7 protein-coding genes and 1 pseudogene are annotated in these 12114 nt (G+C 63.1%); 2 read left to right on the forward strand and 6 right to left on the reverse strand.

From position 1 onward, the window contains the following. Window positions 1-31: 31 nt before the first annotated feature. The 6 genes and pseudogenes from AB9N64_RS15835 to pilG form a co-directional block, all read right to left on the reverse strand. Window positions 32-487: a chemotaxis protein CheW gene (locus AB9N64_RS15835; protein ID WP_003195048.1), complete on the reverse strand. Its 456-nt coding sequence runs from the start codon at window positions 485-487 to the stop codon at window positions 32-34. Next, a complete protein-coding gene (locus tag AB9N64_RS15840) occupies window positions 480-6299 on the reverse strand; it encodes an Hpt domain-containing protein (RefSeq protein ID WP_371359514.1) in 5820 nt (1939 codons plus the stop codon). The genes AB9N64_RS15835 and AB9N64_RS15840 overlap by 8 nt, the downstream gene beginning before the upstream one ends. Window positions 6300-6474: 175 nt before the next feature. Next, a complete protein-coding gene (locus tag AB9N64_RS15845) occupies window positions 6475-8526 on the reverse strand; it encodes a methyl-accepting chemotaxis protein (RefSeq protein WP_020301916.1) in 2052 nt (683 codons plus the stop codon). Next, on the reverse strand, window positions 8523-9047 hold the full coding sequence (locus AB9N64_RS15850) for a chemotaxis protein CheW (RefSeq protein ID WP_020301917.1): 525 nt from the start codon (window positions 9045-9047) through the stop codon (window positions 8523-8525). Before AB9N64_RS15850 ends, AB9N64_RS15845 begins: the two co-directional genes overlap by 4 nt. Window positions 9048-9058: 11 nt before the next feature. Beyond that, window positions 9059-9424 (reverse strand): twitching motility response regulator PilH, encoded by a 366-nt coding sequence (gene pilH / locus AB9N64_RS15855; RefSeq protein ID WP_014720320.1) that lies wholly within the window; start codon window positions 9422-9424, stop codon window positions 9059-9061. 46 nt (window positions 9425-9470) lie between these two features. Then, a pseudogene (gene pilG / locus AB9N64_RS15860) lies at window positions 9471-9879 on the reverse strand (twitching motility response regulator PilG). Window positions 9880-10118: 239 nt separating this feature from the next. On the opposite strand from pilG, the gene gshB reads away from it, so the two are divergent. Continuing rightward, window positions 10119-11072, forward strand: coding sequence for a glutathione synthase (gene gshB / locus AB9N64_RS15865; RefSeq protein ID WP_020301918.1), 954 nt, complete (start codon window positions 10119-10121; stop codon window positions 11070-11072). Between the two features lie 77 nt (window positions 11073-11149). Then, window positions 11150-12055 carry a TonB family protein gene (locus tag AB9N64_RS15870; protein WP_371359515.1) on the forward strand — a complete coding sequence of 302 codons (906 nt, stop codon included), beginning with the start codon at window positions 11150-11152 and terminating at the stop codon, window positions 12053-12055. The last annotated feature ends 59 nt before the right edge of the window (window positions 12056-12114 follow it).

The following is a 12114-nucleotide window of genomic DNA, read 5'->3' on the forward strand; positions in this document are numbered from 1 at the left end:
CTCCCACAGTAGATCTTCATAGGGCTCAGGATCAGGCCAGGCCGGACTCTACCAGCAGCGCTTCAAGCCCCATCAAGTCCGGCACCTTCGCCACCTGCTCGCCCACTTGCACCGCCGCCAGTTCCAGCGGGCACAGGGGCACGTCCACGTAGCTCAATTCGCTATCGAGCTTGTACGAGCGGGGAATGCCCTGGATCACCAGAGCAATGAACTTCAAGGTCGGCCGCCCGCCCAGTGCATTCAACACCACGATGCGCGAGCGTTCGCCCGTCATGCTGGCTTCGCCGCAGGCCGCTTCAAAGCTGATCAGCGGAATCTGTCGATCGCGCCACGTGACCTGCCGCAGATACCACGGCGGCGCATCGCTGGCCGGTTCGCCGCGCTGGAAGTCGATCAGCTCGGCGACGGCGACGTTGGGCAGCACCAGGTGGCGGTCGGCCAGGGGCAGCAGCAGGCCGGTGAGTTGGCTGGTGCGGTGCTCAAGCATGGGACTTGCTCCAGTAGGCGATGCTCTCCAGCAGCACCGACTCTTGGTACGGCTTGCCGAGGTAGTCGTTGACGCCAATGGCCATGGCGCGGTCGCGGTGTTTCTGGCCGGTGCGTGAGGTGATCATGATGATCGGCAAGCGCATCAGGCGTGGGTCGTTGCGTATTTGAATGGCCACTTCGAAGCCGTCCATGCGCGGCATTTCGATGTCGAGCAGCATCAGGTCCGGGGTGTGTTCTTCCAGGATGGCGAGGGCGTCGATACCGTCCTTGGCGGTGAGCACGTTCATGCCGTTGCGCTCCAGCAGGCGGCTGGTGACTTTGCGCACGGTGACCGAGTCGTCCACCACCAGCACCAGCAGCGGGCGTTTTTTCAGTGGGTCGTTGAGGACCAGCGGCGCATCCACTGCCTGGGCCGGCAAGGCAGGTTGCCGAGCGCGGATGTGCGCCAGCAGGTCGATGATCAGCACCACATGGCCGTCGCCCAGGATGGTCGCGCCGGTCACGCCCTGCACCCCGGAGAATTGCGGCCCCAAGCCCTTGACCACGATCTCGCGGGTACCGGCCATGGCATCCACGTGCACCGCCACGCGGCGTTCATTGCAATGCACCAGCAGCACCGGCACAGGCTGGTACTGGCCCAGCAGTTTCGGGCGGCTGGCGGTGTGCAGCAGGTCGCCGAGGTAGAACAACTCGTAGCGCTGGCCGCCATATTCATAGTGCGCCGGGTCTTGCTGGTAGTGCCCCGCCAACTCGTGGGGCAGCACGCGCACCAGGCCTTCGATGGTGTTGAGGGGAATCGCGTATTGGTCGTCCGCGCAGTGCACCATCAGCGCACGATTGACCGACACGGTAAACGGCAGGCGAATGCGAAAATGCACGCCCATGCCCGGCGTCGAGTCGATCACCATGGAGCCGCCGAGCTGGCGCACTTCTTCATGCACCACGTCCATGCCCACGCCGCGCCCGGAAATCTGGGTGATTTTTTCGGCGGTGGAAAAGCCCGGCTGCAGGATGAACTGCAACACGTCACGGTCGCTGATCTCTTGATGGGGCGCGAGCAGGCCGCGCTTGATCGCCTTGCGTCGCACCGCTTCAAGGGGCACGCCGGCGCCGTCGTCGCGCATGTCGAAGACGATGTCGCCGCCTTCGTGGGTCAGATCCAGGGTGATGCGGCCCTTCTCCGGTTTGCCCGCCGCCAGCCGCACTTCGCGCGACTCCAGGCCGTGGTCGACGGCGTTGCGCAGCATATGCTCCAAGGGTGCCGCCATGCGCTCCAGCACATTGCGGTCCATCTCGCCTTCGGCATTGCCGACGATAAACTCCACGTCCTTGCCCAACTCGCCCGCCACTTGCCGCACGATGCGCTTGAGGCGTGGCAACATGCGCTCGAAAGGCACCATGCGCGTGCGCATCAGGCCTTCCTGCAACTCGGTGTTGATACGCGCCTGTTGCTGCAGCAGGTTGTGGGCATCCTGGTTGCGGCGCTCAAGGGTGTCCTTGAGGTCGAGCAGGTCGGAGGCAGATTCGGACAGCGCACGGGCCAGCTGTTGCAGCTGCGAATGGCGGTCCATTTCCAGCGGATCGAATTCTTCGTAGCCCAGGCGTTCGGCCTCGGCTTGCTGGCGGCTCAGGAGGCGGCCCTGGGTTTCGCTGTCGAGCCGGCGCAGCTGGTCGCGCATGCGCTCGATGGTGGTTTCCATCTCACTCAAGGCAATGCGCGCATCCTTGACTTGCTGCTCGATCCGCCCACGGAAGATCGAGGTTTCGCCGGCGAGGTTGACCAGGTCATCGAGCAAGTCGGCAGAGATTTTCACCATGTCGGCAGCCGGATCGGCGACCGCTTCGGCCTTGCCAGCCGGCAGCGCCACCGGTGTGACCGGCTCATCACTGGGGTGCACCAGGCTCTTGATGCGCTCGATGAGTTTATCCACCGAACCCACCGGCAGACCCTCGGCCACGGCGTCGATCATCTGCGCCAGGCGGTCATGGCAGCCTTGCAGCAGTGCGAACAACTCAGGGGTCGGCGCGAGCAAACCGGCGGACAGCCCTTCGTAAAGAAATTCCAGCTCATGGGCCAGATCGCCGATTGGCCCGATCTCGACCATACGCGCACCGCCCTTGAGGGTGTGCAGGTCCCGCAGCAGGGTTTCCACTTCTTGGCGATTGCCCGGCTCGCCCTGCCAGCGCACTAACGCGCTGCCTGAGCTGTCGAGGATATCGGTGGCTTCTTCGAGGAAGATATCCAGCAATTCCGGGTCGGCACCCGAGGCGGCTGCCACCGCAGCCGGCGCTGCCGGGCTGCTGGCCTGGCGCAACTCCCGCAACCTTTCGACCAGCTCGACGCCGTCACTCAAGGGTTGCTGCTGTTGCAGTTCGTCCAACTGTTGGGCCAAGCGTTCGTGGCTGGCCATCAGTGCCTGGGACAGCTCCACGCAATAACTGTAGCGGCGATCCACCAGCCCCTCATAAACGCATTCGAGCTCATGGGCCAAGTCGCCCACCGGGTCGATTTCGGCCATGCGTGCGCCGCCCTTGAGGGTGTGCAGGTCCCGCTGCAACGAGGACAAGGGCGCGGCGTTTTCGGGTTCCAGCAACCAGCGCTTGAGCGACTGCCCGGCGCTGTCGAGGATGTCTACGGCCTCTTCAAGAAAGATCTCGACAATCTCGTCGTCCATCGCGGTGGCGTGATCCAACTGCGCAGTAGCCGCGCCCAACTCGGAGATACTCAGGGCGCGGCTGCCGTCGCTTTTGATCAGGCCCGTGGCGGACGGGTCCAAGGCTTCGTCCAGCAACTCGCGCAACGCCTGCAGCCGTGCGGGCGCGGGGCTGACTTCCTGGCCGGCGGCCAACTGGTCGAGCATGTTGATCAGCGCGTCGTGGGCCTGTTCGGCCTCGTGGAAGAACCGGGCGCTGACCGCCAGGCTGCTTTCTTCTACCGCGCCATACAGGTCGAGCAAGGCCTCGCACAACGCGTCGATAGGGTGCAGGTCGGCAAGGTGAGCGCCCTCGCCCAACGTAGTCAGCTCGTCCAGCAATGCCGTGAGCTCCTGACGGTCGCCGGGGTGCTGCTGCCAGCGGCGCAGCAGGCTTTCGGCGTCGAGCAGGATGTCCATGCCCTGGGCCAGGAAGTTGGTGATCAAGTGCAGGTCACGCTTGACGCGCAGGCCGGTCGTGGGCGCGTCGAGCAAGGCGGCAAGTTGATGCTCCAGCAGGTGTTGGGTGCGGCTGATCACGCTGGCCGCACCGTGGATCGGTGCCAGGGGATTGTTGTCCAGGTCACGCACCCCGCGCTGGAACAGCCCCTGTGCCTCAAGCAACAACGCCACTTCGTCCTTGTCCAGCGGCAGGCGGTGGGCCTTGTACTCACGGGTGAGGTGATCCAGCGGGCGCGCCAGTTCGGCGATGGGCAACACGCCAGCCATGTAGGCGCTGCCCTTGAGGGTGTGCAAGGCGCGTTGCAGTTCATCGCTGACCTGCAGCGGCACCTGCTCGGCGGCCTGTTGCAGGAAGTGGCCGAGGCTGTCCAGATGGCCCTGGGCTTCGTTGCGGAAGATCTCCAGCAGCATTGGGTCATGGGGCTCGGTGGTCGACGTTGCAGCGCCACTGGCCAGGGCATGGGCACGGGCGGCCAAGGCGTCGGCTTCATCGCGCTGGCGTTGATCGTCGCTGGCAAAATCGGCGATCAGCTCCGGCAGCAGGGCCACGGTCTCATCCAACACCTGCTGCACCTCAGGGCCAAGGACTAAGCTGCGTTCCAGCACGCGATTGAGCAGGTTCTCCACGGCCCAGGCCAGCTCGGCCAGCACCAGGGCGCGCACCATGCGGCCGCTACCCTTGAGGGTATGGAAGGCGCGGCGCATTTCGCCCTGGGCGGCTTTGTCCGCGCTGTCGGGCAGGTAGCGATGCAACACGTCGAGGACTTCATCGGTTTCTTCAAGGAAGACTTCGCGCAATTCATCGTCAATCGGTTCCTCGCCGGCCGGCGGCGGCAACAGGCTGCCTGGACGCTGCAAGGCCGGAGGGTTGAGACGTGATGCAGGGCTGGCCAAGGCATCGAATTGGGATTGGTTTGATACGGCCTCGGAGGACAGTGCCCCCTCGGGCGCGACCAGGGCCTGACGCCAGGGTTTTTCCACCGGCAGGTAGCCCAATGCATTCAAGCCCTGGGTGGCCAACTCCAGCACTTTTTCCCCTGCCGCGTCAGGGTCTTGAAGCATGCGTTCGAGGTAGTACTCCAGGCTACTGACCACCTCGGCAAAATGCGCCAGTTGTGTCGCCGAAGGGGCGGCTTCATTGACCATCAACTGCTCATCGACGTAGTCGGTGCAACCGCGCATCAGGCTCGCCGCACGCGGCAAGGGAATCATCGCCAGGGCACCACGTACCTGGCTCAGCAGCTCGGGCAAGGACTCCAGGCGCTGACGATCCCAATCAGCCTCAATGCAGTCGATCACCAGCTCCTTGGCTTGGCGCAGGCACTGGCACGACTCACGAATCACCAACTGATGGATCTGAGTCAGGTCGGTGGTGGGCAAGCGGCTGTCTTCACGGCTTTGCGGTTCGACGGTGCCGATCATCCCGGCCAACGTCGCTTCGACATACAACAACGCGCCGGCCACATCCATCAACACCGCGTCATTGGGTTCGCGCTGCCCCTGGACCAGGCTCAACACCACAGCGAGTTGGTCGATGATCACTTTGCGCGGCTGGCCGAAACCCAGTACCGCAAGGGTATCGGCGATCTGCCGCAGCGGCGCCAGCAAGGGGTCGAGGTCCTGGGTGTGCTGGCGATCACTGCGCACGAACAGATCCAGGCGCTCCTTGACCCGCACCAGCTCCTCACACAACGCGCCGAGCACCGAGCCCATGGCATTGCGATCCGGCCCGGCCAGCCGTGCACGTTCAGCGTCGACCACGGCGCTGTCGGGCAAGGCTTCGTCCAAGCCGTAGCGTTCCTTCAGGCTTTGCATGCGCGGCGTCGGCCGGGTGACTTTGGCGACGTAGAACAACAGGCTCTTGAGCAACTCGTCCGGCGCCGGCTGGTTGATACCATTGATGCCTTGAACCAGCAAGCGCTTGAGTTGCTTGTCGCTGGCCTTGAGCAGGCTGCGCAGCGCCGGGCTGTTGGCGACCACGCCGGTGAGCATGCCTTCGACCAGCGCCGAGGTGACCTGCCACAACGGCAGCAGCGGCGCACCCTGGCACAGCGCTTCAAGGCGTGCGAACACCCGCGCCATGTCTTCCAGGTTGCTGGGGCCGTGGTCTTCACGCAGCAACCCGGCGAGGGCTTGTTGCAGCAGGTGGCGCCATTGGCGCAACTGCTCATGCAGATCCGGCGTGGCCCGTTGGGCCAGGGCTTGCTCAGGCAACGGCTCGATCGACAGCAGTTGCGGGCTGAACAGGCTGGTTTCCGATAGCAGGCTTTCACCACGGGCGCTGCGCAGGTCGTTGAGCAGCGGCAGCACCACCAGTGGCAGGTCGCGGCGGGCACTGTGCACGCGGTCGAGGTACAGCGGCAATTGGCCGAGGGCTTGTTGCAGCAGGCGGATACTTTCATCGCGCTGGCCGACGTGCCCGGCCTGGAGCGCAAGGGCCAGTTCTTCGATCTCTTCGGCCAGCAGCGCCGCGCCGTAGAACTCGACCATTTGCAGCGCGCCATGCACCTGGTGGATACCGGCCAGGCATTGGTTGAGGGCGTCGTCGTCAAGGGTTTCAACGTACGCGTCCAGCGCCGACCGGGCCTGTTTCAGGGTTTCGGCAATATCGCCCTTGACCCATTCGAGGGCCACGTAGTCGTGCCGATCAACCATAACTGCTCCGCTTAGAATTCATGAGTTGCTGGTATCTCACAAACAATGGAGATTCGATGTGGGAGCTGGCTTGCCTGCGATAGCGGTGGGTCAGCACTATATCTGTATCTGACAGACCGCTATCGCAGGCAAGCCAGCTCCCACAGTTGGACTGTGGTGTTCTTCAGGTCGTATTTCAATCATCGACCTGCTTGGGCGGCGGCAAGGTGAAACCCGATACTGACCTGCGCAACTGGCTGGCCATCTTCGCCAGGTTACCAATGCTTTCGGCGGTGGCGGTGGAACCCGACGACGTCTGGGTGGTGATCTGCTGGATCACGTTCATGGTCAGGGAAATCTGCCCCGCCGATGAGGTCTGTTGCTGCGCCGCGTTGGAAATACTCTGGATCAGCGCCGCCAGGGTTTTGGACACGCCTTCGATCTCTTCCAGCGCCACCCCGGCGTCCTGGGCCAGGCGCGCGCCGCGCACCACTTCCGTGGTGGTCTGTTCCATGGAGATCACCGCTTCGTTGGTGTCGGCCTGGATGGTGCGCACCAGGGTTTCGATCTGCCGGGTGGCCGCCGAGGAGCGTTCGGCCAACCGTTGCACTTCATCGGCCACCACCGCAAAACCGCGCCCGGCGTCACCGGCCATGCTGGCCTGGATCGCGGCATTGAGGGCGAGGATATTGGTCTGGTCGGCGATATCGTCGATCAGGCTGATGATGTCGCCAATTTCCTGGGACGACTCGCCCAAACGCTTGATGCGCTTGGCGGTGTCCTGGATCTGCTCGCGAATGTTGTCCATGCCGTGGATGGTGTTGTGCACCACCTCGTTGCCTTTGTTGGCGATCTCTACCGAACGTTCAGCTACCGCCGAGGATTCGGCCGCGTTGGCCGATACCTGGTCAATGGACTGCGCCATCTGGTTGATCGCCGTGGACGCTTCGGCAATCTGCTGGGCCTGATGCTCCGATGCCTGGGCCAGGTGCATGGCGGTGGCCTGGGTGTCCTGCACCGCACCGGCGACCTGCCCGGCAGTGAGGTTGATGGTGGCGACCAGGTCGCGCAGTTGGTCCACGGAATAGTTGATGGAGTCTGCGATGGTGCCAGTGAAGTCTTCGGTGACCGAGGCGGTGACGGTAAGGTCGCCGTCGGCCAGGTCTTCGATTTCATCCAGCAGGCGCATGATCGCGTTCTGGTTGCGCTCGTTCTTCTGCGCGGTTTCATGCAGTTGGCGGTTGGTCTCGCGCACCATGACCAGGCCGATCAGGATGATCGAGGCCAGCGCCAGCAAGCCCAGCACGTAACCACCGATGGTGTCGAAGCTGCGCCCGCTGGCGAGGTTTTCAAAACCCGTGGCCAGGTGCGAGGCTTCATCGAGCAAGGTTTGCGACAGGTTAAAAATATTGCTCGCCGAGGCGCGCACCTGGAACAACTGTGGCGAGGTCTCGAGAATTTCATCCACTGAGCCGGAGACAAATTCGAACAGCTCGGCGATGTCCGCCAGCCGCGCACGGGCGTCCGGGTCTTCGACCTGGGTGATACGCAGGCCCGGGTTGCCGTTAAGCATGCCATTGAGCACCACGCCAAAACGGTTGGCATCGCGGCCAAAGGCATCGGCGGCCTGCACGGCGGTTTCATCCCCCGCCAGCACCGTGTTGACCGCCCCCAGGATACGTTCGGCCAGCAGCGACTGGCGTTGGGCCAAGGCAACTTGGCTGGCCGGGGCGCCGCGTTGCAGCAGGATATCCACGACCTTTTCCGACTCGATCTGCAGTTGCGGCACGGTTTCGGCCAGGGTCGCCGCCACCTGGTGCAACGACAATACGGTCTGCTCGCTGGCCAGGATGGCGTCGGTGTTTTTGAGCAGCGCCTCCCAGTCGGTCTGCACCGCCCGCATTTCGGCGCGCACCGCACTGGGCGCCGCCGGCAAGCCAGTTTGCGGGTCACCTTTTTTCAGGTAACCCCAGCGCTGGGCAAAATCGTTGCGCGCATCGCCCAGCAGCTTGAACGCCGCCGCTTTCCCGGCAGCGGCCTCGGTGGCGTTCTTGGCAATGCGCTGGGACAGCACGCGCAGCTCACCGGCGTGGCCGATGTACTGTTTATCGTAGGTGGACTGGGTGTTGAGGTACGCGAAGTTGGCGAACAGCAACATGATGAACACGATCAAGGCGATAAACAGCACGATGATCTGCGAACGGCTGCGCGAAGCGGCCTGGGGTTTGGGCGCGGTAGCGGTACTCATGCGGCAACATCCATGAAGCCAGGGGCCTGGGCCAGGGCGAAGGGGCTGAAGACTTGCCATTGCGGCTCGCCGTCGAACTGGCCCTGGATAAACGGGGCGCTCGAGGCGGTGCTCGCCACCCAGGCGTCCAATGGGAAATGCTGCATGCCTACCACCTCGTCTACCAGCAGCCCGACAAACAGGTCGTTGAACTCCACCACCAGCACCCGCCGTTGCTTGCGCGCCCTGGACAACTCAAGGCCCAGGAAACCGCCCAGGTCCATCACCGGCAGCAAGCGCCCGCGCAGGTTGGCCACGCCCTTGACCCAGGGTTTGACCCCCGGCATCAAGGTGCAGCGCGGCTCATGCAACACCTCGGCGACTTCGCCCATGGGCGCCACGTAGGCGTTTGGCCCTACGCGGAAGGCGATGCCGCTCCAGCGTTGCAGGCGCGTTTCCTGGGACGGCAGGTCCGCGGCCAGCAAGCGGCAGCGGCGGTCGATGTCCAGCAACAGCTCAAAGGCGGTTTGCGACTCGGTCATGATCGCAAGCCTTAGCCGGCCAGCACCTTGTTCAGGGTGGCAATCAGGGTCTCTTCATCCACAGGCTTGGTCAGGTAATCCTTGGCGCCCTGGCGTGCGCCCCAGATCTTGTCGGTTTCCTGGTCCTTGGTGGTGATGATGATAATCGGGATACCGTTGGTTTCTGGCTCCTTGGACAACTGGCGCGTGGCCTGGAAGCCGTTGAGGCCGGGCATCACGATATCCATCAGCACCGCGTCGGGCTTTTCCTGACGGGCCAGGGCCACGCCGTCCGCGCCGTTTTCGGCCTTGAGCACCTGGTGGCCATGCTTTTCCAGCATGCCGGTGAGTTTGTACATTTCAGTCGGCGAATCGTCGACGATCAGAACACGTGCCATGGTTTTCCCCGCTACATTGGTCGGCGCCGGCCCTCGTGAGGCGGCGTCAGTGTGCTTGTTCTACTGCGGCGAACCCAGGCACATAGGCCTTGATCGCCCCCCAGCAGTTCTTCCTTGCTGAAAGGCTTGGTCAAAAATTGATCGACACCCACGATGCGCCCCTTGGCCTTGTCGAACAGGCCGTCCTTGGAGGACAGCATGATCACCGGGATCGACTTGAACGCCGGGTTGTTCTTCACCAGGGCGCAGGTCTGGTAGCCATCCAGGCGCGGCATCATGATGTCGACAAAGATAATGTGCGGGTGATGATCGACAATACGAGCCAGGGCGTCGAAACCGTCGATCGCCGTGATGACCTCGCACCCCATGTTCTTCAACAGCGTCTCGGCGGTGCGGCGGATCGTTTTCGAATCGTCGATCACCATCACCTTCAAGGCGTTGGAATGCTGTTCCATATCTGCTCTACCATCGCCACAGCGAATCGGTTTTCGGTGTGTACTGCCTGATGTTGCACAGGATGAACGCCGCAAGCCTTGGAATTCAAGGGCTGCTGCGCCGTGCCAGCCTTTTTAGCACAGTCTCCAAGCGCAATCTATCGAGGCACCCACCCAGTGGTTTTTCCTTGACCCACAACAGCCGCAGCGCCACTCTGACGCCACTTTTATGCGCCCCAATTTGCTAGAGGAAATCCCCCATGAGCGTTCGCGTCGGCATTGTCATGGACCCTATCGCCAGCATTTCCTATAAAAAGGACAGTTCGCTGGCTATGCTCCTGGCCGCCCAGGCCCGCGGCTGGACCTTGTTCTATATGGAGCAGCGCGACCTTTACCAGGGTGAAGGCGAGGCCCGCGCACGCATGCGCCCGCTGCAGGTGTTCGCCAACCCCGAGAAGTGGTTCGAGCTTTCTGACGAAATCGACAGCCCCCTTAGCGACCTCGACGTGATCCTGATGCGTAAGGATCCGCCGTTCGACATGGAATTTGTGTACTCCACCTACCTGCTGGAGCAAGCCGAACGGGCCGGCGTGTTGATCGTCAACAAGCCGCAAAGCCTGCGTGACTGCAATGAAAAGCTGTTCGCCACCCTGTTCCCGCAGTGCACACCACCGACCGTGGTCAGCCGCCGCGCCGATGTACTGCGTGAATTCGCCGCCAAGCATGGCGACGTGATCCTCAAGCCGCTGGACGGCATGGGCGGCACCTCGATCTTCCGTCACCGCGCCGGCGACCCGAACCTGTCGGTGATCCTCGAAACCCTGACCGCCCTGGGCACCCAGCAGATCATGGGCCAGGCCTACCTGCCGGCGATCAAGGACGGTGACAAGCGCATCCTGATGATCGACGGCGAGCCGGTGGATTACTGCCTGGCGCGCATCCCGGCAGCCGGCGAGACCCGTGGCAACCTGGCCGCCGGTGGTCGCGGTGAAGCGCGGCCGTTGTCGGACAAGGACCGCTGGATCGCCGCTCAAGTCGGTCCGACCCTGCGGGAAAAAGGCCTGCTGTTTGTCGGACTGGACGTAATTGGTGAGAACCTCACTGAAATCAACGTCACCAGCCCGACCTGTATTCGCGAGATCGACAATGCATTTGGTACGAACATCGGCGAAATGCTGATGGCCGCCATTGAGCGCAAGCTAAAAGCCAAGTGACATAGAACAGCCGGACACATACCAACATTGCGTTATCATGCGCCACCTGTGAAACGCGCGATGTTGGTTTTCTTGTCATGACACTCCCGTCCGATCTGCCCCCCGAATTCACCCATAGCGGCGTGCGCCCGGCTGATCGTCTCGGTTTTACCCTGTTTCTCGCTGCGCTGATTCACCTCGCCCTGCTCCTGGGCGTGGGGTTCACCCTGGTGGAACCCAAGCAGATCACCAAGACCCTGGAAATCACACTTGCTACGTTCAAGAGCGAAAAGAAGCCCGAAAAGGCTGACTTTCTCGCCCAGGAAAACCAGCAAGGCAGCGGCACCCTCGACAAGAGAGCCGTGCCCAAGACCACCGAAGTGGCGCCCTTCCACGACAACCAGGTCAAGAAGGTCACCCCACCGCCGGCGCCAAAGCCCGAGGTCAAGCAGGCCACGCCCAAGGCTGCGGTAGCCACCGTCGCGCCCAAGCCGCAAAAAGCCCCGACCCAGCGCGAAAAGGCCAAGACCGAACCCAAGCCCGAGCCAGTGAAACCTGCGCCGACGTTCGACAGTTCGACGCTGTCCGACGAAATTTCCAGCCTCGAAGCCGAACTGGCCCATGAACAACAGCTGTATGCCAAGCGCCCGCGCATCTACCGCCTGAACGCGGCCTCGACCATGCGCGACAAAGGCGCCTGGTATAAGGACGAGTGGCGCAAGAAGGTCGAACGCATCGGCAACCTCAACTACCCGGACGAGGCACGGCGCCAGCAGATTTATGGCAACTTGCGCTTGCTGGTGTCGATCAACCGTGACGGCTCGCTGTATGAAGTGCAGGTGCTGGAGTCCTCCGGCCAGCCGCTGCTGGACCAGGCCGCGCAACGCATCGTGCGCCTGGCCGCGCCCTTTGCGCCGTTCAGCGGCGACTTGAACGACGTGGACCGCCTGGAAATCATCCGCACCTGGCGGTTCGCCAAGGGCGACCGGTTGTCCAGCAACTGATCGCACAGATCGTTCCCACGCTCCGCGTGGGAATGCCGCCATGGACGCTCTGCGTCTGC

This window comes from Pseudomonas sp. KT_2_4 (assembly GCF_041410225.1).
GTDB lineage: Bacteria > Pseudomonadota > Gammaproteobacteria > Pseudomonadales > Pseudomonadaceae > Aquipseudomonas > Aquipseudomonas paracarnis.

Coding starts and splice junctions, on each gene's coding strand:
- AB9N64_RS15835 (WP_003195048.1), bottom strand. CDS start 487: ATGCTTGAGCACCGCACCAGCCAACTCACCGGCCTGCTGCTGCCCCTG.
- AB9N64_RS15850 (WP_020301917.1), bottom strand. CDS start 9,047: ATGACCGAGTCGCAAACCGCCTTTGAGCTGTTGCTGGACATCGACCGC.
- gshB (WP_020301918.1), top strand. CDS start 10,119: ATGAGCGTTCGCGTCGGCATTGTCATGGACCCTATCGCCAGCATTTCC.
- AB9N64_RS15840 (WP_371359514.1), bottom strand. CDS start 6,299: ATGGTTGATCGGCACGACTACGTGGCCCTCGAATGGGTCAAGGGCGAT.
- AB9N64_RS15845 (WP_020301916.1), bottom strand. CDS start 8,526: ATGAGTACCGCTACCGCGCCCAAACCCCAGGCCGCTTCGCGCAGCCGT.
- AB9N64_RS15870 (WP_371359515.1), top strand. CDS start 11,150: ATGACACTCCCGTCCGATCTGCCCCCCGAATTCACCCATAGCGGCGTG.
- pilH (WP_014720320.1), bottom strand. CDS start 9,424: ATGGCACGTGTTCTGATCGTCGACGATTCGCCGACTGAAATGTACAAA.